Genomic DNA, 26,756 nt, shown 5'->3' on the forward strand with positions numbered 1-26,756 from the left:
CTCCCGCATCCCTCAATACCCCGCCGCCGGCTGCGGCCGCGGCCGCGTCGGCCAGGCCCCCGCCCGGATCTCCGCCATCGCCGCCGCGAGCCCGCCCTCCGCCGCCTCGAACGCCGCGCCGTCCAGCACCAGCCAGTCCGCCCCCTGCCCCGCCGCGGCATGGGCCTCCGCGCGCGTGCTCACGACGCACCCCACCGCGATCCCCACCGCCGCGACCACGGCGGCCACCCCGTCCGACTCGCGCCGCCCGGGATCGTAGCGCGCCGGATCGTGCCCCAACGCCACGACCACCCCGTCCATCCCGATCGCCTCCAGCTCGCGCGCACGTCCCGGCAGGTCCGCCGTCGCCATGCAGGTCATGTCCGCCAGCACCCGTATCCCCGTGGCCAGCCGGCAGCGCACCCCCTGCCGGCAGCCGGCCTGGTTGTGGATCGCCGACACCGTGCCGAACTCGGCCCCGTGGCGGCGCGACTGCGCAAGGAACCGGAAGCACCCGTCATGCACCGTCAGGTTCGCCAGCACCGGCGCGCCCCCCGCCCGCGCGCAGACCTCCGCGATCACGCCCATTCCCCGGGCATAGATCAGCGGCGTCCCCACGCCGATGCGGTCCGCCCCCAGCCCGGCCGCCCGCTCCGCCAGCCGCAGCGCCGCGTCGAGCGCCACCCCCCCGATGCGCACCTCGATCGCCGGCCCCGAAGCCTCGCCCACGCCCGTCCTCCCGTCGCTCCACGCACCCCCGATTGATGCGCCCGGGCCCGCCCCGGGTCGAGCCCCCCGGTGCGGAAATCCGCAGGTCCCCGCCCGCACCGTGCGGATTTCCGCACGCCGCCCGGGTTGCGCCGGGCGAAAAGCCGCCATGCGTCAGGCTTCCAGCCCGCCGCGAAAGTTGGCGCCGAACTTGCGTAGACCCGGATGCGACCGGAGCGCCGGCGCTAGGGAGAACAGCGGACCCGGGCGGTCCCGACAGAAGGAGAAAGCATCGATGCATGTCGCGACCACCTCGCACGCGACCCATGGCGGCGGGAAGCCCTGGTATCGCCAGCTCTATTTCCAGGTGCTGGCCGCCATCGCGCTCGGCATCACCGTCGGCCATTTCTGGCCCGACCTCGGCGCCAGCCTGAAGCCGCTCGGCGACGCCTTCATCAAGCTCGTCAAGATGATCATCGCGCCGGTGATCTTCCTGACCGTCACCACCGGCATCGCCGGCATGTCCGACCTCAAGAAGGTCGGCCGCGTCGCCGGCAAGGCCTTCGCCTACTTCATCACCTTCTCGACGCTGGCGCTGATCGTCGGCCTCCTCGTCGGCAACATCGTCCAGCCCGGCGCTGGCCTCAACATCGACCCCGCGAGCCTCGACGGCGCCGCCGTGGCCGACTACGCCGCCAAGGCCCATGACACCACCATCGTCGGCTTCCTCTCCGGCATCATCCCCTCGACCGTCGTCGACGCCTTCGCCAAGGGCGACATCCTCCAGGTGCTGTTCTTCTCGGTGCTCTTCGGCATCAGCCTCGCCGCGGTCGGCGAGCGCGGCGCCCCGGTGCTGGGCTTCCTCCAGGCGCTGACCAGCCCGATGTTCAAGCTGGTCGAGATCCTGATGAAGGCCGCCCCGATCGGCGCCTTCGGCGCGATGGCCTTCACCATCGGCAAGTACGGCATCGCCTCCGTCATCAACCTCGCGATGCTGGTCGGCACCTTCTACCTGACCGCGCTCATCTTCGTCCTTCTCGTCCTCGGCACGGTCGCGCGGCTCAACGGCTTCTCGATCCTGAAGCTCATCCGCTACCTCAAGGAGGAGCTCCTCCTCGTCCTCGGCACCTCCTCGTCGGAAGCGGCCCTTCCCTCGCTGATGGAGAAGATGGAGCGGGCCGGCGCGAAGCGCTCGGTGGTCGGCCTGGTCGTCCCGACCGGCTACAGCTTCAACCTCGACGGCACCAACATCTACATGACGCTGGCGGCGCTCTTCATCGCCCAGGCCTGCGGCATCGACCTCTCGATCGGCGAGCAGATCATCCTGCTCCTCGTCGCCATGCTCTCCTCCAAGGGCGCGGCCGGCATCACCGGCGCGGGCTTCATCACGCTCGCCGCCACCCTCTCGGTGGTGCCCTCGGTCCCGGTCGCCGGCATGGCGCTGATCCTCGGCGTCGACCGCTTCATGTCCGAGGTCCGGGCGCTGACCAACTTCGTCGGCAACGCGGTCGCCACGCTGGTGGTGGCGCGCTGGGAGGGCGAGCTCGACCAGGCCCGGCTCACCGCGGTCCTCGACGGCGAGGTCGAGACCGACGAGGAGGGGATGCCGGTCGCGGCCTGACCGACGCCCCCCGCCACGGGACACGCCGCCGGCCCGAAAGGGCCGGCGGCTCCGCGTTCCGCCCGGGCATGTTTGCTCGCGCGCAAGTATTGCAGCGTCGCGCCCCGCCACACTGCACGACAGGAGCCGGTCGCCGCCCGAGGCCGCGTCGCTCCCCCCGACCGAAGCGGGCTCTGCCCGCGAGGCTGCGGCGCGACAAGCGAAAGCATTGCTTTCGCCGCGCCGACGGCTGGAGCGCGTTGGCGCGTAAGCCGTAGGGGGTCCAGATTTCCCCGTAGCGCGCAATCCGTCCGTGAGCGCCCCGGCGAGCGCGGAATCGCGCTCGCCCCCCGCGGGGCGATCGCGGACGGATTTGCCACGGGTCAAATCCGTCTGGCGTCACCGTCCCGCACTCTCCCGACCGGGGTTTCTCTCCACTGTCGTGCAGTCTGGCGCCCCGCCAACACTTCATTGGCGCTCACGTGAAATCAAGCACTTAGGGAATTTTCACGCGTGAACACCTGGGCCGATTCCGCCGCTCAGGCGGTCCAGTCGTCGACATGGCGGATGTCGTCGTCGGACCAGCCGAGGTGGTGGGCGATCTCGTGGACGAGCACATGCGCGACCAGCCGGTCGAGCGCGACGTCCCCCCGCTCGATCCATTCGTCGAGGATCGGCCGGCGGAACAGCCAGACCGCGTCGGGCCGCGTCGGCTGCCCCATCACCGAGCGCTGCGGCAGCGCCACCCCGTCGTAGAGCCCGGTCAGCTCGAACGGATCCTCCACCCCGAGATCGGCCAGCATCTCCGCGTCGGCGAAGTCCTCGACCCGGATGGCCAGCCCCGCGCAGGCGGCGCGGACCTCCGCCGGCAGCCGCGCGAAGGCGGCGTCGGCGAGGCGCTCGATCTCGGCGAGCGACGGGGCGCGGCGATGGTCCGGCATGGACCCCGAGGTATGCCGCCCGCCCGCCCGGCGCAACCGGGTCAGCCCCCCGCCACGATCAACGCCGCCGCCCGGGCGGCCAGCATGATCGTCGGGGCGTTCGTGTTGGCCGAGGTCACGTTCGGGAACGCCGAGGCGTCGACGACCCGCAGCCCCTCCGTCCCGCGCAGCCGCAGCGCCGGATCGAGCGCCCCGCCCGCCCCCATCCGGCAGGTCCCGCACAGGTGATAGACCGACCCCGCCCGCGCCCGGAAATCGGCGAGGACGGCCGCATCCTCCGCCCGCGCCGGATCGAACGCCGGCGCCGCCGCGATCAGCCCCCGCATCGCCGCCGTCTCCTGCAACCGCCCCACCAGCCGCGCCCCCGCGATGACGGCCGCCCGGTCCGCCTCCGTCGCGACGTAGCCCGTCACGATCCGCGGCGCCGCCTCCGGGTCCGGGCTCGCGATCTCCACCCGGCCCTCGCTGGTCGGCCGGCAGGGATTGAAGCTGAGGATGAACCCCGGCCACGGATCCGGCCGGGTGATCGGCCGCGCGCCCGCGAACTCGGCCGAGTAGCTCAGCGGGTTGAAATAGAGCTGCACGTCCGGCCGCGCCGCCCCCGGCCCGCTCCGCACCAGCCCGCCCATCTGGTTGACGCTGAGCCCGAGCGGCCCCCGCCGCGCCAGCAGCCAGGCCGCCCCCGCCCCGAGCCGCCCGCGCCACGTCCCGAGCGTCCCGTTCAGCGTCGGCTCCGTCGCCCGATAGGCGTAATTCACCCCCACATGGTCCTGGAGCCCGCCCCCCACGGCGTCCGTCGCGAGCACGACCGGGATCCCGAGCCCCTGCAACAACGCCCCCGGCCCGACGCCCGAGCGCTGCAGGATCGCCGGCGACCCGACCGCTCCCGCCGCCAGGATCACCTCGCGCCGCGCCCGCAGCAGCCGCGTCCCGCCGCCCAGCCGCACCTCCACCCCGGCCGCCCGCCGGCCCTCGAACGCCACCCGCACCGCGACCGCCCCGGTCAGCACCGCGAGGTTCGCCCGCCGCAGCGCCGGCCGCAGGAAGGCGTCCGCCGCCGAGCAGCGCCGCCCGTCCCGCACGGTGAGCGCATAGGGCCCGACCCCCTCCGGCGCCGGCCCGTTCATGTCCGCCGTGACCGGCAGCCCGATCTCCCGGGCCGCCGCATAGAAATGCCGCCGGATCGGGTGATACTCCGCCTCCGGCGTCGCCACCGAGAGCGGCCCGTCGCCGCTCGCCGCCCCGTCCGCCGCGACCCGCCGCGCAATGCGCCCGAAGACCGGCCCGACCTCCTCCCAGCCCCAGCCCGCCGCCCCCGCGTCGCGCCAGTCGTCGTAGTCGGCCGGCAGCCCGTGGTGCCAGACCAGCGCGTTGATCGAGCTCGACCCGCCGAGCACCTTGCCGCGGGGCACGTAAGGAGCCCGCCCGCCGAGCCCCGGGTCGGGCTCCGCATGGAAGCGCCAGTTGACCTCCGGATCGAGGAACGTCCGGCCATAGCCGATCGGCGTGCGGATCCAGAACCGCCGGTCGTCGCCCCCCGCCTCCACCAGCAGAACCCGCGCCCGCCCGTCCGCGCTGAGCCGGTCGGCGAGGACGCAGCCGGCCGACCCGGCTCCCACCACCACGTAATCGGCCTCGTCCACCCGTCGCCCCCGCGCCTGCCCGCCGCAAGGTTCCACCGCGGCGGGGCGGGGCGCAAGCCGGCGCGGGCTTAACCTTTCGTTCACGACGCGGATGCGCCGGCGGCCGCTTCGCGGCATGATCGTGAAAACTTTAGACGCATGCCGCGGAGCCGACCATGATCCAGCCGACCCGCCCCGAGATCGCCGCCGGCTACGGCCGCTCCCCGGTCGTCGCCCGGGCGCCCGGCCTCGTCGCGGTGCTGGTCGAGCCGGCCCGGGCGGCGTCCCGCCCGGCGCCCCGGCCCGCCCCGCGCCGGATCGCCTCCGGGCTGCAGGCCCCGGCCGGCGACGGCGTGCGCCTCCACGACGCCGGCGCCGCCCGCGCCGCCCTCTCCGCCTTCACCGCCGGCGACGGCTTCCTGCCGGGCCAGCTCATCGACCGCGCCATCTGAGCGGCGCGACGCTCCCGGCCCCGGACGCGCGCCGCTTCCCGCGGCCAACGGCATCTCGGCCGCAAGCGACGGCCCCGACCCGGGACTCGCGACGCCCGCCACCCGCTCCGCCGCCGCCGCGGCGCCTCAGGGCGGCAGCCCGGCCTCGGCGAGGAGCGCGGCGGCGGCCTCGGCGGCGAGGCGCTTCTCGGCCTGGCCGGCGATCGGCACCCGGCCGACCTCGAGGAGCAGGGGCGCCGCGAAGGGCGTCACGTGCGGCGCCCGCACCACGTCGATGCGGCCGGCGACCCGCGCCAGCATCTCCTCGATCCGCCCGAAATCGACCAGCCCGCGCCCGGCCTCGATCCGGGTCACCCGCAGCATCAGGTGGCCGGGGTCGTGCCGGCGCAGCGTGTCGTAGAGGATGTCCGACGAGACCGTCGTCTGCCGGCCGGTCTTGCGCAGGCCCGGCAGGTTGCGGTCGACGAGCCCGGCGATGCGGGCCGAGGTGCGGAAGGTCCGCTTCATCACCGCGTTGCCGGCGAGCCAGGTGTCGAGCCCGGCGCGCAGGTCGCGCGGGTCGAGCAGCGCCGCCGGATCGGGCGGCTCGGCGAGGCTCCAGACCAGCAGCGCATAGTCGGTCGCCACGAAGCCGAGCGGGTCGAGCCCCGCCTCCTCCATCCGCCGCGTCACCAGCAGGCCGAGCGTCTGCAGCGCGTTCCGCCCCGCGAAGCCGTAGAGCGCCAGATGCGCCCGCCCGCCGCGCGGGAAGGTCTCCAGGAGCAGCCGGTCCGGGCGGGGCAAGGCGCTCACATGCGCCTGCAGGTCGAGCCAGTCGCGCATCCAGCCGGGCAGGCGCGACCAGCGCGCCGGGTCGGCGATCATCCCGACCACCCGGCGCGAGAGCTGGGTCGAGGTGGCGAGCTTGGTCCCGAAATAGACGGCGATCTTCGGCTCGCGCGAGGCCTGCCGCGTCACCTCCAGCGTGGTGTCGCGGAGCCGGTCGAAGCGGACGGTCTCGCCGCCGATCAGGAAGGTGTCGCCGGCGGTCAGCGTCGCCGCGAAGTCCTCGTCGACCTCGCCGAGCGCCGCGCCGCCGCGCAGGCGCACCGGCACGGTCTCGACCTCGGCGATGGTGCCGACGTTCATGCGGATCGTCCGCGCCCGGCGGGGGTCGCGCAGCGACCAGAGCCCGTCGCGGAGCACGAGCCGGCGCCAGCGGTCGTAGGCCTGCAAGGCGTAGCCGCCGGTCGCGCAGAACTCGAGGCAGGCGTCGAAATCGGCGCGGGAGAGGCCGGCGTAGGGTCCGGCGGTCCGCACCTCGGCGAAGAGCGCGTCGGCCTCGAACGGGCCGGCGCAGGCGACGAGGAGCAGGTGCTGGCAAAGGACGTCGAGCGGGCCGTCGCCGCGCGGCTCGCCGTCGAGGTCGCGGGCGGCGACGGCGTCGAGGGCGGCGCGGCATTCCAGCGCCTCGAAGCGGTTCGCGGGGACGAGGATCGCCCGCGACGGCGCGTTGTAGCGGTGGTTCGCCCGGCCGATGCGCTGGACCAGCCGCTTGACGTTCTTCGGCGCGCCGACCTGCACCACGAGGTCGACGTCGCCCCAGTCGATGCCGAGGTCGAGCGAGCCGGTGGCGACCACGGCCCGCAGCCGCCCCTCGGCCATCGCCGCCTCGACCCGCAGCCGCGCCTCGCGCGACAGCGAGCCGTGGTGGAGGCCGATCGGCAGCGCCTCGGCGTTCTCGGCCCAGAGCGCCTGGAAGAACAGCTCGGCCTGCGCGCGGGTGTTGATGAAGACGAGCGTCACCCGGTTCGCCCGGATCAGCTCCATCACCGCCGGCGCGGCGTAGCGGCCGCCCTGGCCGGCCCAGGGCGGCGGCGCCTCGGTCTCGAGGATGGCGATGTCGGGATCCGGGCCGGGATCGGCCGCCAGCACCCGCGCGCCGCCGCCGAGGAAGCGGGCGAGCGCCGGCGGGTCGTCGACCGTCGCCGAGAGGCCGACGCGCCGCATCCCCGGCGCGAGCCGCTGCAGCCGGGCGAGGCAGAGCGCCAGCTGGTCGCCGCGCTTGCTCTCGGCGAGCGCATGGATCTCGTCGAGGATCACCCGCTCGAGCCCGCCGAAGATCGCCGGCGCCTCCGGGTAGGAGAGCATCAGCGTCAGCGATTCCGGGGTGGTGAGCAGGATGTGCGGCGGGTCGACCCGCTGCCGCGCCCGCGCCGCGCCGCCGGTGTCGCCGGTGCGGTCCTCGATGCGGATGTCGAGCCCCATCCCGGCGACGGGCCGCGCCAGGTTGCGGCGGATGTCGGCGGCGAGCGCCTTGAGCGGCGAGACGTAGAGGGTGTGCAGGCCCGGAGGCGGCGCGGCACCCAGCTCGACCAGCGAGGGCAGGAACCCGGCGAGCGTCTTGCCGCCGCCGGTCGGGGCGATCAGCAGCGTCGCCGGGTCGGCGGCGCGGGCGAGGAGCGCGAGCTGGTGCGGGTGCGGGGTCCAGCCGCGGCCTGCGAACCAGCCGGCGAAGGGCTCGGGCAGGCGGGGGGCGTCAAGGGGCATGGGAAGGCGACGGCGCCGCGGGTCCTCGGGCTTCGGTCGCCCGAGCCTAGCGCAGCCGGGCGGCCGCCTCCACCCCGAACGGGATAGGCGCGCGGGCCGCGGCGGATTATCCTGCCGCATGGCCGGCCCGACCCATTCCGTCGTGATCCGCGCGGCGCGGCGCGAGGACGCGCCGGACCTCGCGCGGCTCTTCGACATCGCCGGGGAGGGGCTGCCCTCGCATTTCTGGTCGGGCATGGCCGGGCCGGGCGAGGCGCCGCTCGAGGTCGGGACGCGGCGCGCCGCGCGCGACGCGGGCACATTCTCGTGGCGGAACGGAGCGATGGCCACGATCGGGGGCGCGACGGCGGGGGCGCTGGTCGGCTACCGGATCGCGGCGGCGGAGCCGGTCGAGGAGGCGCCGCCGATCTTCCGGCCGTTGCAGGCGCTGGAGAACCGCGCGGTCGGGGCCTGGTACGTCAACATCCTCGCCGCCTATCCGGCCTTCCGCCGCCGGGGCGTGGCGACGGCGCTCCTCGGCGAGGCCGCCCGGCGCGACGGCGGCCGGGGCGGGCTCGCCCTCATCGTCGCCGACGGCAACGCGGCGGCGCTGCGGGCCTACGAGGCCTTCGGCTTCGCGGCCGTATCCGCGGAGCCGATCGTGACCGAGCCGGGCTGGACCAGCCGGAGCGGCTGCTGGCTGCTGATGCGCCGCCCCGCGTCGCCCGCGTGAGGGGCCGACCTGGCAAGGGTCGAGCGGCGACGTCTCGCCTCGCGACGGCTCCCGCAGGTTGACATGCGCATGTCGACCTGCTCGGCGCGGCGGGGCTGCGGGCGGGAGGAAATGCGCGGCTTCACGTCGACGGCGGCTTCCGCTGCTGGTAAAGCCGACGGGCACGCCCTTCCGGCTGAAGGAACAGACGCGATGTCCAAGCTCGACCAGTTGCGCACCATGACGACCGTTGTCGCCGACACCGGCGATATCGAGGCGGTGCGGCGGCTGAAGCCCGTCGATTGCACCACCAACCCCTCGATCGTGCTCAAGGCGCTCGGCACGCCGGAGTTCGAGGACACCATGAAGGAGGCGATCAGCTGGGGCGCCCGCCGGAACGGCGGGGCCGAGGCGCGCGTCGCCGCGGTCGCCGACCGGCTCGCCGTCTCGGTCGGGGCGGCGCTCGCCGGGATCGTCCCCGGCCGCGTCTCGACCGAGGTCGACGCCGACCTCTCCTTCGACGAGAAGGGCTCGGTCGCCCGCGCCGAGGCGATCGTCGAGGACTACGAGACCCGCCAGATCCCCCGCGAGAAGATCCTCGTGAAGCTCGCCTCGACCTGGGAGGGCATCCGCGCCGCCGAGGCGCTGCAGAAGAAGGGCATCGACACCAACCTGACGCTGCTCTTCAGCAAGGCCCAGGCCATCGCCTGCGCCGATGCGGGGGTGTTCCTGATCTCGCCCTTCGTCGGGCGGATCACCGACTGGCACAAGAAGGCGACCGGAACCGCGGGCTATCCGCCCGAGGAGGATCCGGGCGTGGTCTCGGTGCGCGGCATCTACAACTACTACAAGGCGCACGACATCCCGACCGTGGTGATGGGCGCCTCCTTCCGCTCCACCGGGCAGATCGAGGCGCTGGCGGGCTGCGACCGGCTGACGATCGCGCCCAACTTCCTCGAGGAGCTCGCCGCCGACGAGGGCCCGCTCGAGCGCAAGCTCTCGCCCGACCGCTTCGAGGCCGAGCCGGTCGTCGAGATGGACGAGAAGCGCTTCCGCTGGGAGATGAACGAGGACGCCATGGCGACCGAGATGCTCGCCGCCGGCATCCGCGGCTTCGCCAAGGACCTCGGCAAGCTCCGCGACATCCTCCGCGAGAAGCTCGCCTGACCTGGCGACCTTCCCTGCCGAAGGCGGCAGGGAAGGTCCGACGCCGCCTGCGGGAGGTCAGCCCCCGCCAACAGCCGCGGGCTGTTCACGCGTGAAAACTATCCAAGCCATTGATTTGCTTCAGCCCGACATGTGGACGGGCCGGGCTGTCCCTTCACGACGCTTCCCCTCTGCTCGGCGGCGCCCCGACGGCTATCCGCCGTGAGAGGGCAGACACATCCCCCCTTACCAAAGAGTCCCCCTTTTCCGGGCGGGGTCTCGAAGGGGACCAGAACGTTCTGGGAAAACTGGGCTGGTCCCCACAAACATAGATGCTCCGGAGGTTGAGGGGAATCCCCAAAACGAGCCCGGAATCAGACATTTTTCTCAGCCTTTGCTGAGATCTTCACGCTCGCTATGCGAGCAAATATTCACGATACCGGGATCACTCCAATCATTGCCAGGAGGAAGATCCCCGAGCTGATCCAGGCGAACCATTTGAAGCGGTTCCGGGCAGCCAGTAATCCAAGACATCCAACTATACACGCTCCAAACGCTAATCCTGCCCCCTCAAATAAGGCAGACGTTCTTATGATGGGATCTTCTGTTGTACCTATAACTTGCCCGTATCGTATGATAGCGGACAATGCACACAAACTGATAACAAACAATACATAATTCATGAGATTTCCTGTCTTGAGTTGACGGGACACGGTGCCAACGTCGCCAGCACCGTGTCAATCCAGAGCATCACCCGAGGATGAACGCCCCCACCGGATGCAGGCTCGCTGCGTTCAGCCCCATCTCGGGCCCGAACGAGTAGCCAAGCCGGCCATCCGTCACCAGAGTCATCTGGATCCTCTGCGGTCAGCTTGAAGCGTCTTTCCAAGGCCAGGCGACGAGCTTCCTGTTCGCGAGTAGCGACAGTCGTCCACGTCCTGCAAGATCACCTGAGTATGGTCTGCCGCGTCCTTCCGGTCGCGGCCTGACCCCAATGCTACGCCTCGCTCTCCCTCTTCCGGCGCCGCTTCACCCAAGCCAGCCCCATCAGGGGCGCGGCCATCAAGGCGAGCGCCGGCGGCAGGGGGACGGGTTGAGGCGTTCCCCCATAAGCACTGTTGCCCGAACCCCCCCAGCCATTGCCGGAGCAATCCGACTGCACGCAGGCGAAATAACCGAATGTGCCTTGGAAGCTGTGAGGGTGCTCCCCCACAAACAAGTTCACATACCGCCCGAGTTCTCCCACGTGCTCACTGGCGGTAATGTAGAACAAGGGCAGCTGACCAATCTTTCTCCATCGAGATTTATATGTGATCAAATAATCCTCAATCATGAGCGCTTTGGCATCAGCCATGGAAAAGGAGAAATCTCCAACATTAATCGACCAATCCAGAATGCTCTTTTTATAGACAGGAGCGCCTTCTTCGTAAGTGGCCATATCGAGAGTCACCGAGAGGTTTACCGGCGCTCCATAAGCTGCGTTCACTGCGCTACAATTGTAGTCGCAATTACCCTGGACCGTTACGATCAACGGGGCCGTTGCCGCAGACGTCGCGTCGTTCAGACACAAAGAGCCAACCAGGGCAAACAGCCCTGCACACACTCGTCCACGCATAGATTCTCCCACCCTTCCCAGAACAGTGTGCGGAGCGTGAACGAGAATCTGTCAGTACGTCAACCGCGATCTCCCAGCCGGCGGTGGAGTCAAAACACCGGCAGCGACAGGACGGGGGGTTGCCATACGCCCTACTCCGCCTGGCCCCGATCCCGGGTACTGTCTGATGTTGCAACTGTAGCAGATCCGGGACGTGGGTTCGGATCTGCTTTCCCCCTTGAGGGAACCGCTCGTAGGATGGCGGGCATGAGCAAGCCCCCCAAGAAACCTAAGATCCACGTTCTGACCCTGGCTCCAGCCGAGCAGATCGCCAGCAAGCCGCACGAGCTGATCCAGATCCGCGGGCACGAGAGCCTCTCGCTCAGCGCCCGTCGAGCCATCACCATCCTCTGGCACAACGCCCATCGTCAGGGCGTCGCCGAGGGCAGAACCTATCGCCTCCAGCTCTCCCGCCTCTCCACATGGCGCCACAAAAGCCGGGAGACGGTCGTGGAGACGATCGAGGCCCTGATGACCACGCTTGTCGTCGTACCCAAAGGCGCCCCTTCGCCGCGCCGAGGGACCGCCCCCAAGGCGCGTAATTGCGTTCGCCCCACGGTGAGCGCGGACGGACATCCGCGGGTCAATCCGTCTAGCCTCCCAGACTCGGAATGGGATCTCGCGTCAGCGTAGCGTTGCTGGGGCTCGTTGGGGCGCCGCCCTGCCGCGTCGGATACTGATCATACCTGTTGACAAGACGATCTCTCCCCGGCACGGTGGCGCGCATCGCGTTCCGGGGAGGATGCACATGAAGGTCGCGTTGATCGGAGCCGGCGGCAAGATGGGGGCGCGGCTGGCCGCGAACCTCGTCGGCTCGTCCTACGACGTCGCCTATGTCGAGGTCAGCGAGGCCGGGCGGGCGCGGCTCAAGGAGCTGGTCGGCGTCGACTGCGTGCCGCAGGACGAGGCGCTGGCCGGCGCGGAGGTCGTCGTGCTCGCGGTGCCCGACACCGCGATCGGCAAGGTCGCCTCCGGCATCGTGCCGCAGCTCGCGCCGGGCACGATCGTCGTCATCCTCGACGCCGCCGCGCCCTATGCCGGCCACCTGCCCGAGCGCAAGGACGTCACCTACTTCGTCACCCATCCCTGCCACCCGCCGATCTTCAACGACGAGGCGACGCCGGAGGGCCGCGCCGACCACTTCGGCGGCATCGCCGCGAGGCAGGCCATCGTCAGCGCGCTGATGCAGGGGCCGGAGGAGCACTACGCGACCGGCGAGGCGATCGCCCGCACGATCTGGGCGCCGATCCTGCGCTCGCACCGGGTGACGGTGGACCAGCTCGCCATGCTGGAGCCGGGCCTCAGCGAGACGGTCTGCGCCACGCTGCTCGCCGGCATGAAGGACGCGCTCGACGAGGTGGTGCGCCGCGGCGTCGACCGGACCTGCGCCCGCGACTTCCTGATCGGCCACATGAACATCCTCGCCGCGGTCACCTTCGAGGAGGTGCCCGGCGTGTTCTCCGACGCCTGCAACAAGGCGATCGAGAACGGCAAGCCGCGGATCTTCCGCGACGACTGGCTCGGCGTGTTCGACCCCGCCGAGATCGCCGAGAGCATCCGGCGCATCACCTGATTCCCGTGGAGCAACCGGCGGGCCATCGTCATCGGCAGCCTTGCCGACGGCCCGGGTGGTGACGGGACGAGCACGCGGCGCTGGGGAGGCAGGGAATGCTCAGGGGCGGCATGATCGGCTGCGGCTTCTTCGCCGCGAACCACCTCAACGCCTGGGCCGGGATCGCGGGCGCCGAGATCGTCGCGCTCTGCGACCGCGACCCGGCCCGGCTGGCCGCGGCGGCCGAACGCTTCGGGGTGGCGCGGACCTATGCCGACGCGGCGGAGATGCTCGCCGCGGAGCGGCTCGACTTCGTCGACATCGCCACCACCGTCCCCACCCACCGCCCGCTGGTCGAGCTCGCCGCCGGCGCGGGCGTCCACATGATCTGCCAGAAGCCCTTCGCCGCGACGATGGAGGACGCGCGCGCCATGGTCGCGGCGGCCGGGGCGGCGGGGCGGACGCTGATGGTCCACGAGAACTTCCGCTGGCAGTCGGCGATCCGCCGGGCGAAGGCGGAGATGGCGGCGATCGGCCGGCCGTTCTGGGGGCGGGCGAGCTTCCGCTCCGGCTTCGACGTCTACGCCGCGCAGCCCTACCTCGCCACCGACGCGCGCTTCATCGTCCAGGACCTCGGCATCCACATCCTCGACGTGGCGCGCTTCCTCTTCGGCGACGTCGCGACCCTCGCGGCCACGACCCAGCGCGTCAACCCGCGCATCCGCGGCGAGGACGTGGCGACCATGCTGCTCGCCCACACGGGCGGCGTGACCTGCGTCGTCGATTGCAGCTACGCGAGCCGCCTGCCGCGCGAGAGCTTCCCCGAGACCCTGCTGGAGGTGGAGGGAACCGACGGCAGCCTGCGGCTCGACGCCGGCTACCGGCTGACCGTCCATGCCGGCGGCGAGACCCGGGCCATCGACGCCGCGCCGCCGCTCCTGCCCTGGGCGGAGCGGCCGTGGCACAACGTGCAGGAGAGCGTGCAGGCGATCCAGCAGCACTTCGTCGACTGCCTGCGCGAGGGCCGCGCGCCCGAGACCTCCGGCGCCGACAACCTCCGTACGCTGGAGCTGGTCTACGCCGCCTACGCGTCGGCGGAGGACGGCGGCCGCACAATCGCGCTCGACGGGACGGCGTGATGCGCCGCGCCCGCCACCCGGCATCCGTTGAACTCGGCGGCGCTCCGCCCCTACCTTGGGCTGGCTGGCGGTGAGGCGCGACATGGCGGAAGCGACGCGGGAGTTCCGGGACGAGCGCGGGCAGGCGGGCGACAAGATCGTCCGCCGCAAGCTCTCGGACCAGGTGCTCGAGCGCATGCAGGCGCTGATCCTGTCGGGCGAGGTCTCGCCCGGCGATCCGCTGCCCTCCGAGCACGCGCTGATGGAGCGCTTCGGCGTCGGCCGGCCGGCGGTGCGCGAGGCGCTGCAATCGCTGCACACGATGGGGCTGATCACCATCTCCCACGGCGAGCGCAGCCGGGTGAACGCGCTCTCCGCCGAGGCGGTGCTGCGGCAGGGCGACGCGATCGCCCGGACGCTGCTGACGACCGGACCGCAGAACCTCGAGAACCTCAAGGAGGCGCGGCGGCTCTTCGAGCTCGGCATGGTGCGGACCGGGACGCCGAAGGCGACGGCCGAGGACGTGGCGGGCCTGCGCGCGCTGATCGTCCGCCAGCGCGCCGCCCTCGGCGAGCCGGGCGCCTTCATCGGCGCCGACATCGACTTCCACCGCGCCATCGCCGCGCTCTCCGGCAACCCGATCTTCTCCGCGGTGAGCGAGGCGATGCTCGGCTGGCTCTTCCGCTTCCATTCCGACCTGCTGCTCTGGTCGGGGCACGAGGACGTCACCCTCGCCGAGCATGGGGCGATCGTCGACGCCATCGAGGCCGGGGACGTCGAGGCGGCCGCCGCGGCGATGGCGGGGCATCTCGACCGCTCGACGCCGCTCTACCGCCATCCTCCGGGCTGACGTCGTGACCGGAGCCGCCGCGCCGCTGCCCGAGGGCCTGCTCGTCGCCTGGTACGGCGACGACTTCACCGGCTCGGCCGCCGTGATGGAGGTGCTGACCTTCGCCGGCCTGCCCTCGGCGCTGTTCTTCGACCCGCCGACGCCGGCGCAGCTCGCCCGGTTCCGGGGCCTGCGCGGGATCGGCATCGCCAGCACCGCCCGGGCGCACGGACCGGCCTGGATGGACCGCGAGCTGCCGGCGGTCTTCGAGACGCTGCGCGGGCTCGCGGCGCCGATCAGCCACTACAAGATTTGCTCGACCCTCGATTCGGCGCCGGAGGTCGGCTCGATCGGCCGCGCGGTCGACATCGCCCTGCCGATCCTCGGGAGCGCCTGGGCGCCGATCCTGGCGGCCGCCCCGCCGATGCGGCGCTACCAGGCCTTCGGCAGCCTGTTCGCCTCGGGACCGGGGGGCGTGGCCCGGCTCGACCGCCATCCGGTGATGGCGCGCCATCCGGTCACCCCGATGGACGAGGCCGACGTGGCGCGGCACCTCTCGCGGCAGACGGCGCGGCCCATCGGGCTGATCGACCTCGAGGCGCTGGCCGATCCGGCGGCCGCCGAGGCGGCGCGGCAGGCGCAGGTCGCGGCGGGCAGGACGCTGCTCTCGCTCGACTGCATCGACGCCGCGAGCCTCTCGGCCTGCGGCCGGCTGATCTGGGAGGCGCGGGGGCCGGGCCAGCTCGCGGTCGGCTCGCAGGGGGTGGAGTACGCGCTCACGCGCTACTGGCGCGACGCAGGGCTGATCCCCGAGGCGCCGCCGGCCGCCGGCATCGGCCCCGCCGGGCGCATGGCGGTGGTGTCCGGATCGGTCTCGCCGATCACCGCGGCGCAGATCGACTGGTCGGAGGCCAACGGCTTCGCCGGCATCGCCTTCGACGCGCGGGCCGTCGTCGATGCGGCCGCCCTCGCGGCCGCCGAGGCGGCGGCGGTCGAGGCGGCGCTGGCGGCGATCGGCGCGGGGCGCGATCCGCTGGTCTACACCGCGCGCGGCCCCGACGACCCGGCCGTGCCGGCGCTGCGGGCGGCGCTTGACGCGAGCGGCGTCACGGCCGAGGCGGCCAATGCGCGGATCGGCGCGGCGCTCGGGCGGATCCTCGACGCGGTGGTGCGGCGGGCGGGGCTGCGCCGGGCGGTGATCTCGGGCGGGGACACCTCCGGCCACGCCAGCCGGCAGCTCGGCGTCCATGCGCTGACCGCGCTCGCGCCGACGATCCCCGGCGCGGCGATCTTCCGCGCCCATGGCGAGGGCGCGCATGACGGGCTGGAGCTGGCGCTGAAGGGCGGCCAGATGGGCAGCCCGGACTATTTCGGCTGGGTCCGCGACGGCGGCGGCCCGAGGAGCGGACCATGCTGATCGGCATCGACTGGGGCGGCACCAAGATCGAGGGCGTCGCCATGGAGGCCGACGGGCGCGAGCTCGCCCGCCTGCGCCGCGACACCCCGCGCGAGGACTACGGGGCCTGCCTCGCCACGATCCGCGAGCTGGTGGCCGAGCTCGAGGCGCGGACGGGGGCGACGGGCACGATCGGCGTGGGGATGCCGGGATCGCTGGAGCCGGTCAGCCGGCTCGGCAAGGGATGCAGCTCGACCTGGGTTCTCGGCCAGCCGGTGGAGGCGGACCTCCGCGCCGCGCTCGGGCGCGAGGTCCGGGTGGAGAACGACGCCGACTGCTTCGCCGTCTCGGAGGCGACCGACGGCGCCGGCGCCGGCTGCAACGTCGTCTTCGCGGTCATCCTCGGCTCCGGGGCGGGCGCCGGGATCGCGGTCGGCGGCCGGGCGCATCACGGGCCGAACAATTCCGGCGGCGAGTGGGGGCACAACCCCCTGCCCTTTCCCGACAGCACCGAGATCCCGCGGCCCTGCTATTGCGGGCGGCACGGCTGCATGGAGACCTGGGTCTCCGGCCGCGCCTTCGAGGCGGAGTACGAGCGCCATACCGGGCAGCGCCTCCGGGCGATGGCCATCGTCGAGCGGATGCGCGCCGGCGACCGCCTGTCCGGGCTGATCTGGGAGCGCTACGTCGACCGGGTGGCGCGCGGGCTCGCCACCGTCGTCAACACGCTCGACCCGGACGTGCTGGTGATGGGCGGCGGCATGTCCAACGTCGAGGAGCTCTACCGCGACCTGCCGCCGCGGCTCGCGGGGCGGATCTTCTCGACCGTCTTCCACACGCCGATCCTGAAGGCGCGGCACGGCGACGCCAGCGGCGTCCGCGGCGCCGCGCGGCTCTGGGCCTGAGCGGGTGCAGGGCTCCGTCCTGTCTCGCGAGGCCGAGGCGACGCCCCGCCGCTCGTCGACCCTTGCGGCCTCCGTCGCGCCGGGCCTCGCGGGCAGCCCGCTTCGGTCGCTCGGGGAGCCAGCAGGGGCAGGCAGGCGTCGCGCAGCCTGGCGGCCAGCCTGGCGCGAGGATCGGTTTAAATGAAATCAACCACTTATCTAATTTTCACGCGTGAACACACCCACCCGGCAAGCCCATCCCCGGCTCCTGATCCGCAATCCTCGCCGGCGCCGGACGGGGCCGTCGCGATGGCCGGAGCCGGTCGGGCGGCCACCGATCCACCAGCTCCGAGGCGCCCATGACCCCCGCTCCCGACATCACCGACCGTTTCGCGTTCGCGCTGGCGCTCGTCCGCGAGGCGGGCGACCACGCGCGGGGCTTCCTCGCCGACCGGGCGGCGCTGGAGATCCGGGACAAGGGCCCGCAGGACATGGCGAGCCAGGCGGATCTGGAGACCGAGCTCCTGATCCGCAGCCGGCTCGACGCGCGCTTCCCCGGCGACGGCTTCCTCGGCGAGGAGACCGGGGCCACGGCGTTCGCGCCCGGGCAGGGCGTCTGGGTGGTCGACCCGATCGACGGGACGCAGCCCTACGTCTCGGGCCTGCCGTCCTGGTGCGTCTCGATAGGATTCGTCCGCGACGGGGCGATCCTCTTCGGCATGGTCTACGCGCCGGCGCTGGGCGAGCTCTACGCCGGCGGCGTCGGCATCCCGGCGACGGTGAACGGCGCGCCGGTCGAGCGCCACCCCGGCCGGTCGATCCGCGAGGGCATCACCGCCTTCGGCTATTCGCCGCGGGTGCGCCCGGCCGAGTTCCTGCCGATGTTCGGCCGCTTCCTCGAGGCGGGCGGCGTCTACTACCGCGACGGCTCCGGGGCGCTGATGCTCTGCCACGTCGCCGCCGGCCGGCTCGTCGGCTACATCGAGCCGCACATCAACTCCTGGGACTGCGTGGGCGCGCTGGCGGTGATCCACGCCGCCGGGCTCGAATCGAACGACTTCCTCGCCGGCGACGGCCTGCGCAAGGGCAACTGGCTGGTGGCCGGCCCGCCGGAGGTCCGGGCGGAGCTGGAGGCGATCCGCACAGGCTGAGCCCGCGGCGGGACCTATCCGAACTTCGCGAGCGAGGCGGCCAGCTCGGGATGGTCGCGGGCATGGTCCGCCAGCGCCACCCCGGCCGCCGCGGCCTCCCAGGCCTGCCGGATGGCGCGGACGCCGGCGGCGGGGCCGAGCGGGTGCCCGTGGATGCCGCCGCCGCCGAGATACATCAGGTCGAGCGTCCGGCCGGTCCGCTCGTAGGTCTCGACCGCCTGCCCGCCCCACTGGCCGGAGCACACCACCGGCAGCGCGCGGTCGGCGGGGGTGAAGATCGGGGTCATCACGTCGTGGAACGACCGCACGAAGCTGTCGTCCGGCTCCCAGTATTTCGCCCGGATGCCGTTGATCTGGAACTGGTCGACCCCGAGCAGGCGCCAGATCTTCTGGTAGGCGCGGAAGTCGATCCCGAAGCCCGGATGCCGGGTCATCAGGTCCCAGCCGTTGCGATGCGCGTGCAGGCAGAGCGCCGAGCGCCGGCGCAGGAAGGTCATGCCGCCGTAGCCGATCGAGTTGATGTTGACGACGGCCGCATTGCCCCCGGCCTCCGCGACAAGGTCGTGGTTCCGCATCATCGTCTCGGGATCGGCCGAGGAGATGCCGAAGGCGTACATCACCCGCTTGCCGGCGCGCTGCTCATGGTCGCGGATCACCGGCATGATCGCGGCGACGCGGGCCGCGAGCGGGGAATAGCCGGGGCTGGTCAGCTTCTCGTCATCCTTGATGAAGTCGACCCCCGCCTCGCAGAGCGTGCGGACCATGCCGGCGGTCTCCTCGGGCAGGAGTCCCAGCGACGGCTTGATGATCGAGGCGATCATCGGCCCCTCCGCCACGCCCATCAGCCGCCGCGAGCCCTCGACGCCGAATTGCGGCCCGGGGTGGCAGGACCACGCCTCCGGCAGCTCGAAGTCGAGGACGCGCAGCCCGGTCAGGCCGCGCACCGCGAAGACCCCGCCGACCGCGATGGTCATCAGCGAGGCGATGTCGGTTCCGATCGCCTCCATCGGATAGGAGATCACCGCCTCGGCGCGCCGGTAGGGCCCCTGCCCGCCCGGATCGGGCAGCGCCGGGATCTCCGCGGGCGCGATCGGGCGCACCTCCTCGACCCGCGCCGCGCAGCGCGCGCGCACCGCCGCCGTCTCGCCGGGCAGCTCGGTGAAGGTGCCCGTCGACTGGTCCGAGGCGATCTTCGCCGCCACCGCCTCCGGGTCGCCGGAGGTCTCCAGCCGGTAGGCGACGCGGATCGACGGGGTGGACATGGGCGGCTTCCCTTCAGGGCTGGTTGCATGCTCATCATATCTGTTGACGAGCGGAGAATCCACGCCGGAACGGCAGGCCGGCGCCCCCGCGGCGACCGACGAGGGATTCACCTTTCCGCAAGCTTCTTGCCGGTTGACAAGGGACGGCGACGCATTAATACACGTGTAACGTTTTACCGAAGCGAAAGACTTCGGGCGGGGGGAATGGCTGGCTTGGGCAAGCGTCCGTCGATCGGCATGGTGGCGAGCCTCGCCGGCGTCTCGGTCGCGACGGTGTCGAACGTCCTGAACCGCAAGGCGAGCGTCTCCCCGGAGATCGCGGAGCGGGTCCGCGCCGCCGTCGACGCGCTCGGCTACGTGCGCGACCAGCGCGCCGCGCGGCTGCGCTCGGGCGAGTCGCGGCTCGTCGGCGTGATCGTCCCCGACCTGACCAACCCGATGTTCGCCGCCTTCCTCTCGACGCTGGAGCAGCGGGCCCGGCTCGACGGCTACGACCTCGTGGTGGTCTCGGCGCACAACCAGCCGGGCGAGGAGGCGCAGCGGCTCCGCCACCTGCGGGGCTGGCGGCCGGCGGGGCTGATCGTGATCCCCTGCGACGGCGCGCTCGAGGAGCGGCTGCCCCCGGGCCTCGCGGTGCCGATCGTCGTCGCCGACCGCATTCCCGACGCGCCGGGGTTCGATCTCGTGGCGGTCGACAACGCCGCCGCGGCGGCGACGCTGGTGCGGCGCCTGGCGCGGCAGGGCTGCCGCGACTGCCTCGTCGCCGGGACCAGCCTGCGGATCAGCAACGTGCGCGAGCGCTGGGAGGGGGCGCTCGGCGCGGCGGGAGGGATGCGGCTCGACCTCGTCGAGGTCGGCTTCGAGGATCACGCCCCGCCGGCGCTGGAGGCGCGGCTGCGGGAGGAGGTCCCGGACGCGGTCTTCTGCCTCGACCACGAGACCACGCTCGCGGTCTACCAGCTCGCGGCGCGGCTCGGGATCGCCGTCGGGGAGGACCTCGCCTTCGCGAGCTTCGACGAGATGGAATGGATGCGCCTCGTCACCCCGCCGGTCTCGGCGGCCCGCCAGCCGGTCGAGGAGATGGCCGAGCGCGCCTGGCGGTTGCTCGTCGGCCGCATCGGCGGCGACGAGGCCCCGCCCGAGCGGCTGCGCCTGACCTGCGCGGTGACGTTCCGCGGCTCGACGTCGCTCTGGACGCCGGGCCGGACCCTAAGACCCAGACGACCCATAACCAGCATCGGAGGATGACGCCCATGTCACTGACGCGACGGACCCTGCTCTCCAGCGCCGCCGGCGGGCTTCTCGCGAGCGCGCTCGCCGGCTCGCTCGCCCTGGCCCAGGACAAGCCGCAGATCGGGGTGGTGGTGAAGATCGGCGGCATCCCGTGGTTCAACGCCATGGAGGTCGGCATCAAGAAGGAGGCCGAGGCGACCGGCTCGGACGCCTGGATGGTCGGCCCGACCCAGGCCGACGCCGCGCAGCAGGTGCGCGCCATCGAGGACCTGATCGCCCGCGGCGTCGACGTGATCGGCATCGTCCCGAACGACAGCGCGGCGCTCGCCCCCGTCCTCGGCCGCGCCCGCGACGCAGGGATCAAGGTGCTGGCCCACGAGGGGCCGGACCAGGAGAACATGGACTGGGACTTCGAGCTGACGACGATCGAGGCCTACGGGCAGGCGCACATGGATCTGCTCGCCAAGGAGATGGGCGAGGAGGGCGAGTACATCGTCTATGTCGGCTCGCTGACCGTGCCGCTGCACAACGCCTGGGCCGACGCGGCCATCGCCTACCAGAAGGAGAAGTACCCGAACATGACGATGCTCGGCGACCGCTTCGGCGTGGCCGAGAGCGTCGACGAGACGATCAAGACGACGCAGGACCAGATCCGCGCCAATCCGAACCTCAAGGGCATCCTGACCTTCGGCTCGCAGGGGCCGATCGGCGCGGCGCGGGTGCTGGAGGATCGCGAGCTCGCCGACAAGATCGCGCTGGTCGGCGGCTTCTCGCCCGGGCAGGGCGTGAAGTACGTCAAGAGCGGCACGATCCGCGGCGGCTACATCTGGAACCCGATGACCGCGGGCGAGATGTTCGTGCAGCTCGGCAACCTGCTCGCCGCCGGGCAGGAGCCGACGGACGGGATGGAGATCGTCGGCGTCGGCCCGGTGAAGGTCGACCCCGAGACGAGGATCATCCAGGCCCAGAAGCTCGAGTCGCTCGACAAGGAGAACATCGACCGCCTGGTCGAGCTCGGCCTCTGACCTGACCCCGCCGCCGGCCCACGCGGCCGGCGGCCCCATCACCCGGGGATACGCGAGCATGGACGAACGACCGTTCCTGCGCCTCAAGGGCGTCTCCAAGCGTTTCGGCGGCGTCCACGCGCTGACCGACATCGACTGGGACGTCCGCCGCGGCGAGGTCCACTGCCTCGTCGGCGAGAACGGCTGCGGCAAGTCGACGCTGATCAAGGCGATCGCCGGCGTGCATCCGCCGAGCGCCGGCGACATCGAGATCGACGGCGTCTCGGTGCTGCCGCTCGACCCGGGCAAGGCCAAGGCGCTCGGGATCCAGGTGATCTTCCAGGACCTGTCGCTCTTCCCGAACCTCACCGTCGCCGAGAACGTGGCGATCGAGGCGACCATGGGCCCGGCGCTGAAGCCGGTCAGCCGCGCCGAGATGCGCCGGCTCGCCGCCGCGGTGCTGAAGCGGCTCGATTTCCCGATCGACCTCGAGGCCCGCGTCGCCGACCTGCCCGTCGCCGAGCGGCAGATCACCGCCATCGCCCGCGGCCTCGCCGCCGAGGCGCGGCTGATCTTCATGGACGAGCCCACCGCCTCGCTGACCCGCGCCGAGGTCGACCGCCTGCTCGCCATCGTCAAGCGGCTGCAGCAGGACGGCATCGCCGTGGTCTTCGTCTCGCACCGCCTCGACGAGGTGGTGGAGATCGCCGAGCGCGTCACCGTCATGCGCGACGGCCGCAAGGTCGGCACCTGGCCCGTCGCCGAGGTCGACCAGCGCCGCATCGCCAACCTGATGACCGGGCTCGAGATCGAGCACGGCGTCGTCGCCCGCGACATGAGCGCCGCCGAGCCGCTCCTCGTCGTCGACCGGCTGTCGCGCGCCGGCGAGTTCGCCGACGTCAGCCTGACGCTGCGGCAGGGCGAGGTGCTCGGCATCGTCGGCCTGCTCGGCTCCGGCCGCACCGAGCTGGCGCTCACCCTCTTCGGCATGAGCCGCGCCGAGGGCGGCAGCATCGAGCTCGGCGGCCGGGCGCTCGCGCTCGCCTCCAACCGCGACGCGGTGCGGGCGGGGATCGCCTACGTCTCCGAGGACCGGCTCTCGCTCGGCGTCGTGCTGCCGCAGTCGATCGAGGACAACATCATCCTCGCGGTGATGAAGCGGCTCACCGACCGTTTCGGCCTGATGACCGCCGCCAGCCGCCGCGCGCTCGCCGCGGAATGGGTCCGGCGCCTCGCCGTCAAGATCCCCTCCCTCGCCAGCCCGGTGCAGACGCTCTCGGGCGGCAACCAGCAGCGCGTGGTGCTGGCGAAGTGGCTCGCCACCCGCCCGAAGGTGCTGATCCTCGACAGCCCGACCGTCGGCGTCGACATCAAGAACAAGAAGGGCATCTACGACGTCGTCGCCGAGCTCGCCCGCGACGGGGTCGGCATCATCCTGATCTCCGACGAGGTGATGGAGGTCTTCGCCACCTGCGACCGCGTGCTGCACATGCGCGCCGGCCGCATCGTCGGCGAGATGGTCCCCGGCGCCGTCAGCGAGCACGAGATGGAGGAGCGCATCTATGCCTGAGCCCGCAACCGCCGCCTGGGCGAGGGCGCGCCGCCGGCCGGAGCTGTGGCTCCTGCTGGTCATCCTGATCGTCGGCGCGATCTTCAGCCTCGCCGCGCCCGGCTTCCTGACCCTGCCGAACCTCATCGACCTGCTCGAGACCTATTCCGTGCAGGCGATCATCGCGATGGGGCTTTTCGTCGTGCTGGTCTCCGGCGGCATCGACATCTCCTTCGCCGCCACCGCCTCCGTCGCGCAGTACTGCGCCGCGCTGCTCGCCGCCCGCCTCGGCCTGCCGGCCCCGCTCGTCATTCTCGCCGGGCTCGCCATCGGCGTCGGCCTCGGCTGCCTCAACGCCGCGCTGATCCACCACCTGCGCATCACCTCGATCATCGCCACGATCTCGATGATGAGCGTGTCGTTCTCGCTCCTGATGTACTTCTCGGCCGGCCGCTCGATCTACGACCTGCCGGACTGGTGGACGGGGCGCGTCGTCTTCTACCGCGCCGAGCTCGCCTCGGGCGACATCGTGCGCATCACCCTGCCGATCGTCGTCATGGCCGCGGTCACGCTCGTCACCTGGGCGCTGATGACCCGCGCCTCGATCGGCCGCCAGCTCTACGCGCTCGGCGGCAACCCCGAGGCCGCCCGCCGCATCGGCGTCAACGTCGGCCGGCTCACCTTCTTCGCCTACGGCTATCTCGGGCTCCTCGCCGCGCTCGGCGGCATGGTGCAGGCGCACCGCGTCGGCGAGAGCGTGCCGAACGCCATGGTCAACACCGAGCTCGCCGTGCTCTCGGCGGCCGTCCTCGGCGGCGCGAGCCTCACCGGGGGCATCGGCACCGTGCCGGGGGTGCTCCTCGGCATCGTGCTCCTCGCCATCCTGCAGAACGGGCTGAACCTGCTCGGGGTGTCCTCCTACTTCTTCCAGATCGTCATCGGCCTCGCGATCCTGATCTCCACGGCGATCACCGTGCTCTCCTCCCGCCGCGGCCGGCGGCACCGCACCCTCGACGAGGCTCCCGCCCATGGCTGACACCTCGGCTTCCGAGCCCGCCGGGCTCCTGCGCTTCTTCCGCGGCCTGCCGGGCGGCCATGCCGGCCTGCTCGCGCTCCTCGTCGCGATCCTCGTCCTGTTCGCCGCCGTGGTGCCGAACTTCCTCAGCCGGCCCACGCTGAACTCGTTCATGTACCAGCTGCCGCTCCTCGGCCTCCTGTCGCTCGCCATGGTCGTGCCGCTGATCACCGGCGGCCTGAACCTGGCGATCATCGCGACGACGAACCAGTGCGCGCTGCTGATGGTCTTCGTCATGGGCGCGCTGGTCGGGCCGGACAGCGGCGGGGCGGCGACGCTCGGGGCGATCCTGCTCGCGATGATCGCAGGGCTGGCGCTCTGCCTCGTCATCGGCCTCGCGACGGGCGCCCTCGTCGCCTATACCGGCGTGCATCCGATCCTCGTCACCCTCGGCACCAAGTCGCTGATCGACGGGGTCAGCATCTACCTGACCCGCGGCATGGCGCTCTCCGGCGTGCCGCCGCGGATGTCGGCGGCGCTGAACGCCACCTTCCTCGGGGTGCCGCTGATCTTTCTCCTCCTCGTCGTCGTCGCCATCGCGGTCGGGATCATCCTGCGGCGCACGCCCTTCGGCGTCGCCTGCCGGATGATCGGCTCCAACATCGAGGCGACGCGCTACTCGGCCATCGACACCCGCCGGACGCTGGTCGGCGTCTATGCGATGTCGAGCCTCACCTGCTTCTTCGCGGCGCTGGTCATGCTCGCGACCTTCAACTCGGCGAGCGCCGACTACGCGCAGTCCTACCTGCTCGTCACCATCCTCGCCGCCGTGCTCGGCGGCGTCGATCCGTTCGGCGGCTTCGGCACCGTCTCCGGCCTGATGATCGCGCTCGCCATCCTCCAGGTGATCTCCTCGGGGCTCAACCAGTTCGGCATCTCCAACTACCTGACGGTGGCGATCTGGGGCGCGACGCTGATCGGCGTCGTGGTGGCGCAGACCTTCGCAGCCAGGCTGCCGTCGCTCCGGAGGGGCAAGTGAACGTCGCCGTCCTCGACGTCGGCAAGACCAACGCCAAGCTCTATGTCGTGGGGCCGGACGGGGAGATCCTCTCCGCCGCGTCCACGCCGAACCGCCTGCTCGACGGGCCGCCCTACCGCGCCCACGACCTTGCGGGGCTCGAGGAGTTCCTGCTCGCGTCGCTCGCCGAGGCCGCCACGCGGTTCCCGATCGAGACCATCGTGCCCTGCGCCCATGGCGGCAGCGGCGTGCTGGTCGGGGCGGACGGCCCGGCGATGCCGATGATCGACTACGAGCAGCGCCTGCCCGACGACGTCGCCGCCGCCTACCGGGCGGAGGCCGACGGCTTCCGCGAGCGCGGCGGCAGCGCGATCATGCTCGGGGCCGCCCATGCCGCGCGCCAGCTCCTGTGGCTGGAGCGGAGCTGGCCGGAGGCGCTGGCCGCGGCGGAGGCCTACCTCGCCACCCCGCAATACTGGTCGTGGCGGCTCTCCGGCGTCCGCGCCGACGAGGTGACGAGCGCCGCGGCGCAGTCGCATCTCTGGTGCGCCTCGGCGGGCCGCCCCGCCGCCATCGTCGCCCGGCGCGGCTGGGGACGGCTGATCGCCCCGATGACCCCCGCCTGGGCGACGCTCGGCCCGCTCCGCCCGGAGATCGCGGCGCGGACCGGCCTCTCGCCGACGACGCGCGTCCTCTGCGGCATTCACGATTCCTCGGCCAACCTCTACCGCTACCAGGCGGCCGGCCTGTCCGACTTTGTGCTGATCTCCACCGGGACCTGGATCGTCGCGCTCACCGACCGCACCGAGGGCTTCGACTTCGACGACGCCCGCGGCGGGCGGAGCTGCAACGCCGACGTGACGGGCGCGCCGGTCCCCGGGATGCTCACCATGGGCGGCCGCGAGTTCGCCGCCGTCGCGGGCGACGCGCCCGGCCCCGCGAGCCTCGACGCGCTGCGCCGGCTGGTCGCGGCGGGCGTGATGGCCGTGCCGTTCTTCGCCGGAGACGACGGGCTCTTTCCCGGCCGCGGCGGGCATGGCCGCATCCTCGGCGACCTCGACCCGGCCGACCGCTTCACCCTCGCCGTGCTCTACGCCGCGCTGCTGACCGCGGAGGTCCTCGCCGCCCTGCCGCCGGCGCCGCGGGTGGCGCTCGACGGGACCTTCGTCCGCGATCCGCTCTACGGCGCGCTGGTGCAGGCGCTGCGCCCCGAGGCGGAGGTGCTGGTCAACCCCGCCGCCGCCGGCCACGCCGGCGGCGCGGCCCTCCTCGCCACGCACGAGACCCGCGCCGGGCTCGCGCCGCTCGCCCTCGACCGGCCCGACACGGCCGGCCTGCCCGACCTCACCGCCTATCGCGCCGCCTGGCGCGACGCCCTGACCATGGAGACCCAGCCGTGACACAATCCGACGATGCGCTTCGG

The 26,756-nt window shown here is 72.3% G+C and carries 23 protein-coding genes; 17 read left to right on the forward strand and 6 right to left on the reverse strand.

Annotated elements, in window-relative coordinates; translation table 11 throughout:
• Window positions 1–12: 12 nt before the first annotated feature.
• Window positions 13–708, reverse strand: a complete 696-nt coding sequence (locus tag KBB57_RS08700) for a hypothetical protein (protein ID WP_290748760.1) — start codon at window positions 706–708, stop codon at window positions 13–15.
• A 274-nt stretch (window positions 709–982) separates the two neighbouring features.
• Between KBB57_RS08700 and KBB57_RS08705 the strand changes: the two genes are divergently transcribed.
• A complete protein-coding gene (locus tag KBB57_RS08705) occupies window positions 983–2,308 on the forward strand; it encodes a dicarboxylate/amino acid:cation symporter (RefSeq protein ID WP_290748762.1) in 1,326 nt (441 codons plus the stop codon).
• A 518-nt stretch (window positions 2,309–2,826) separates the two neighbouring features.
• Here the strand turns inward: KBB57_RS08705 and KBB57_RS08710 are convergent.
• Window positions 2,827–3,228 carry a metallopeptidase family protein gene (locus KBB57_RS08710; RefSeq protein ID WP_290748765.1) on the reverse strand — a complete coding sequence of 134 codons (402 nt, stop codon included), beginning with the start codon at window positions 3,226–3,228 and terminating at the stop codon, window positions 2,827–2,829.
• 41 nt (window positions 3,229–3,269) lie between these two features.
• Window positions 3,270–4,871: a GMC family oxidoreductase gene (locus KBB57_RS08715; RefSeq protein WP_290748768.1), complete on the reverse strand. Its 1,602-nt coding sequence runs from the start codon at window positions 4,869–4,871 to the stop codon at window positions 3,270–3,272.
• A gap of 155 nt (window positions 4,872–5,026) precedes the next feature.
• Here KBB57_RS08715 and KBB57_RS08720 point away from each other — a divergent pair, with 155 nt between their 5' ends.
• The gene (locus KBB57_RS08720; protein WP_290748769.1) at window positions 5,027–5,302 is read left to right on the forward strand and encodes a hypothetical protein; all 276 of its coding nucleotides are present in this window, start codon (window positions 5,027–5,029) and stop codon (window positions 5,300–5,302) included.
• A gap of 126 nt (window positions 5,303–5,428) precedes the next feature.
• Here the strand turns inward: KBB57_RS08720 and KBB57_RS08725 are convergent, their stop codons facing one another.
• Entirely contained in the window at window positions 5,429–7,831 is a 2,403-nt protein-coding gene (locus KBB57_RS08725) for a ligase-associated DNA damage response DEXH box helicase (protein ID WP_290748771.1), read from the reverse strand.
• A gap of 118 nt (window positions 7,832–7,949) precedes the next feature.
• Here KBB57_RS08725 and KBB57_RS08730 point away from each other — a divergent pair, with 118 nt between their 5' ends.
• Together KBB57_RS08730 and tal are read left to right on the forward strand one after the other, a co-directional pair.
• On the forward strand, window positions 7,950–8,543 hold the full coding sequence (locus KBB57_RS08730) for a GNAT family N-acetyltransferase (RefSeq protein WP_290748773.1): 594 nt from the start codon (window positions 7,950–7,952) through the stop codon (window positions 8,541–8,543).
• A gap of 192 nt (window positions 8,544–8,735) precedes the next feature.
• Window positions 8,736–9,689, forward strand: coding sequence for a transaldolase (gene tal, locus KBB57_RS08735; protein ID WP_290748776.1), 954 nt, complete (start codon window positions 8,736–8,738; stop codon window positions 9,687–9,689).
• A 976-nt stretch (window positions 9,690–10,665) separates the two neighbouring features.
• Here tal and KBB57_RS08740 read toward each other — a convergent pair.
• Window positions 10,666–11,106: a hypothetical protein gene (locus KBB57_RS08740; RefSeq protein ID WP_290748778.1), complete on the reverse strand. Its 441-nt coding sequence runs from the start codon at window positions 11,104–11,106 to the stop codon at window positions 10,666–10,668.
• A gap of 423 nt (window positions 11,107–11,529) precedes the next feature.
• Between KBB57_RS08740 and KBB57_RS08745 the strand changes: the two genes are divergently transcribed.
• From KBB57_RS08745 to KBB57_RS08775, 7 genes are all read left to right on the forward strand, one after another.
• The gene (locus KBB57_RS08745) at window positions 11,530–11,955 is read left to right on the forward strand and encodes a hypothetical protein (RefSeq protein ID WP_290748781.1); all 426 of its coding nucleotides are present in this window, start codon (window positions 11,530–11,532) and stop codon (window positions 11,953–11,955) included.
• Between the two features lie 115 nt (window positions 11,956–12,070).
• Window positions 12,071–12,895, forward strand: a complete 825-nt coding sequence (locus KBB57_RS08750) for a phosphogluconate dehydrogenase C-terminal domain-containing protein (protein ID WP_290748783.1) — start codon at window positions 12,071–12,073, stop codon at window positions 12,893–12,895.
• 95 nt (window positions 12,896–12,990) lie between these two features.
• Complete coding sequence (locus KBB57_RS08755) at window positions 12,991–14,013, forward strand: Gfo/Idh/MocA family oxidoreductase (RefSeq protein ID WP_290748787.1); 1,023 nt, start codon at window positions 12,991–12,993, stop codon at window positions 14,011–14,013.
• Window positions 14,014–14,095: 82 nt separating this feature from the next.
• Window positions 14,096–14,842: a transcriptional regulator NanR gene (gene nanR / locus KBB57_RS08760; protein ID WP_290748789.1), complete on the forward strand. Its 747-nt coding sequence runs from the start codon at window positions 14,096–14,098 to the stop codon at window positions 14,840–14,842.
• Between the two features lie 4 nt (window positions 14,843–14,846).
• Window positions 14,847–16,238, forward strand: coding sequence for a four-carbon acid sugar kinase family protein (locus KBB57_RS08765; RefSeq protein ID WP_290748790.1), 1,392 nt, complete (start codon window positions 14,847–14,849; stop codon window positions 16,236–16,238).
• Window positions 16,232–17,122 carry an ROK family protein gene (locus tag KBB57_RS08770; protein ID WP_290748791.1) on the forward strand — a complete coding sequence of 297 codons (891 nt, stop codon included), beginning with the start codon at window positions 16,232–16,234 and terminating at the stop codon, window positions 17,120–17,122. Before KBB57_RS08765 ends, KBB57_RS08770 begins: the two co-directional genes overlap by 7 nt.
• Before the next feature lie 338 nt (window positions 17,123–17,460).
• On the forward strand, window positions 17,461–18,252 hold the full coding sequence (locus tag KBB57_RS08775; protein WP_290748793.1) for an inositol monophosphatase: 792 nt from the start codon (window positions 17,461–17,463) through the stop codon (window positions 18,250–18,252).
• A 14-nt stretch (window positions 18,253–18,266) separates the two neighbouring features.
• Here the strand turns inward: KBB57_RS08775 and oiaX are convergent, their stop codons facing one another.
• Entirely contained in the window at window positions 18,267–19,514 is a 1,248-nt protein-coding gene (gene oiaX, locus KBB57_RS08780) for a 3-oxo-isoapionate-4-phosphate decarboxylase OiaX (protein ID WP_290748796.1), read from the reverse strand.
• 213 nt (window positions 19,515–19,727) lie between these two features.
• Here oiaX and KBB57_RS08785 point away from each other — a divergent pair, with 213 nt between their 5' ends.
• From KBB57_RS08785 to KBB57_RS08810, 6 genes are read left to right on the forward strand one after another with little or no spacing between them, the layout of a single operon-like run.
• A complete protein-coding gene (locus tag KBB57_RS08785; RefSeq protein ID WP_290748799.1) occupies window positions 19,728–20,762 on the forward strand; it encodes a LacI family DNA-binding transcriptional regulator in 1,035 nt (344 codons plus the stop codon).
• 5 nt (window positions 20,763–20,767) lie between these two features.
• Entirely contained in the window at window positions 20,768–21,772 is a 1,005-nt protein-coding gene (locus KBB57_RS08790) for a substrate-binding domain-containing protein (RefSeq protein ID WP_290748801.1), read from the forward strand.
• 58 nt (window positions 21,773–21,830) lie between these two features.
• Window positions 21,831–23,321, forward strand: a complete 1,491-nt coding sequence (locus KBB57_RS08795) for a sugar ABC transporter ATP-binding protein (RefSeq protein WP_290748804.1) — start codon at window positions 21,831–21,833, stop codon at window positions 23,319–23,321.
• Window positions 23,314–24,336: an ABC transporter permease gene (locus KBB57_RS08800; RefSeq protein ID WP_290748807.1), complete on the forward strand. Its 1,023-nt coding sequence runs from the start codon at window positions 23,314–23,316 to the stop codon at window positions 24,334–24,336. Before KBB57_RS08795 ends, KBB57_RS08800 begins: the two co-directional genes overlap by 8 nt.
• On the forward strand, window positions 24,329–25,354 hold the full coding sequence (locus tag KBB57_RS08805) for an ABC transporter permease (RefSeq protein WP_290748810.1): 1,026 nt from the start codon (window positions 24,329–24,331) through the stop codon (window positions 25,352–25,354). The genes KBB57_RS08800 and KBB57_RS08805 overlap by 8 nt, the downstream gene beginning before the upstream one ends.
• Window positions 25,351–26,733 carry an FGGY family carbohydrate kinase gene (locus KBB57_RS08810; protein WP_290748812.1) on the forward strand — a complete coding sequence of 461 codons (1,383 nt, stop codon included), beginning with the start codon at window positions 25,351–25,353 and terminating at the stop codon, window positions 26,731–26,733. Before KBB57_RS08805 ends, KBB57_RS08810 begins: the two co-directional genes overlap by 4 nt.
• Window positions 26,734–26,756: the final 23 nt, after the last annotated feature.

Source organism: Amaricoccus sp. (assembly GCF_017993425.1).
Lineage (GTDB): Bacteria > Pseudomonadota > Alphaproteobacteria > Rhodobacterales > Rhodobacteraceae > Amaricoccus.

What these genes read in the sequence shown, in the direction of transcription:
- KBB57_RS08705 (WP_290748762.1), top strand. Translation starts at nt 983, where the DNA reads ATGCATGTCGCGACCACCTCGCACGCGACCCATGGCGGCGGGAAGCCC.
- KBB57_RS08710 (WP_290748765.1), bottom strand. Translation starts at nt 3,228, where the DNA reads ATGCCGGACCATCGCCGCGCCCCGTCGCTCGCCGAGATCGAGCGCCTC.
- KBB57_RS08720 (WP_290748769.1), top strand. Translation starts at nt 5,027, where the DNA reads ATGATCCAGCCGACCCGCCCCGAGATCGCCGCCGGCTACGGCCGCTCC.
- KBB57_RS08725 (WP_290748771.1), bottom strand. Translation starts at nt 7,831, where the DNA reads ATGCCCCTTGACGCCCCCCGCCTGCCCGAGCCCTTCGCCGGCTGGTTC.
- KBB57_RS08730 (WP_290748773.1), top strand. Translation starts at nt 7,950, where the DNA reads ATGGCCGGCCCGACCCATTCCGTCGTGATCCGCGCGGCGCGGCGCGAG.
- tal (WP_290748776.1), top strand. Translation starts at nt 8,736, where the DNA reads ATGTCCAAGCTCGACCAGTTGCGCACCATGACGACCGTTGTCGCCGAC.
- KBB57_RS08740 (WP_290748778.1), bottom strand. Translation starts at nt 11,106, where the DNA reads ATGGCCACTTACGAAGAAGGCGCTCCTGTCTATAAAAAGAGCATTCTG.
- KBB57_RS08745 (WP_290748781.1), top strand. Translation starts at nt 11,530, where the DNA reads ATGAGCAAGCCCCCCAAGAAACCTAAGATCCACGTTCTGACCCTGGCT.
- KBB57_RS08750 (WP_290748783.1), top strand. Translation starts at nt 12,071, where the DNA reads ATGAAGGTCGCGTTGATCGGAGCCGGCGGCAAGATGGGGGCGCGGCTG.
- KBB57_RS08755 (WP_290748787.1), top strand. Translation starts at nt 12,991, where the DNA reads ATGCTCAGGGGCGGCATGATCGGCTGCGGCTTCTTCGCCGCGAACCAC.
- nanR (WP_290748789.1), top strand. Translation starts at nt 14,096, where the DNA reads ATGGCGGAAGCGACGCGGGAGTTCCGGGACGAGCGCGGGCAGGCGGGC.
- KBB57_RS08770 (WP_290748791.1), top strand. Translation starts at nt 16,232, where the DNA reads ATGCTGATCGGCATCGACTGGGGCGGCACCAAGATCGAGGGCGTCGCC.
- KBB57_RS08775 (WP_290748793.1), top strand. Translation starts at nt 17,461, where the DNA reads ATGACCCCCGCTCCCGACATCACCGACCGTTTCGCGTTCGCGCTGGCG.
- oiaX (WP_290748796.1), bottom strand. Translation starts at nt 19,514, where the DNA reads ATGTCCACCCCGTCGATCCGCGTCGCCTACCGGCTGGAGACCTCCGGC.
- KBB57_RS08790 (WP_290748801.1), top strand. Translation starts at nt 20,768, where the DNA reads ATGTCACTGACGCGACGGACCCTGCTCTCCAGCGCCGCCGGCGGGCTT.
- KBB57_RS08795 (WP_290748804.1), top strand. Translation starts at nt 21,831, where the DNA reads ATGGACGAACGACCGTTCCTGCGCCTCAAGGGCGTCTCCAAGCGTTTC.
- KBB57_RS08800 (WP_290748807.1), top strand. Translation starts at nt 23,314, where the DNA reads ATGCCTGAGCCCGCAACCGCCGCCTGGGCGAGGGCGCGCCGCCGGCCG.
- KBB57_RS08805 (WP_290748810.1), top strand. Translation starts at nt 24,329, where the DNA reads ATGGCTGACACCTCGGCTTCCGAGCCCGCCGGGCTCCTGCGCTTCTTC.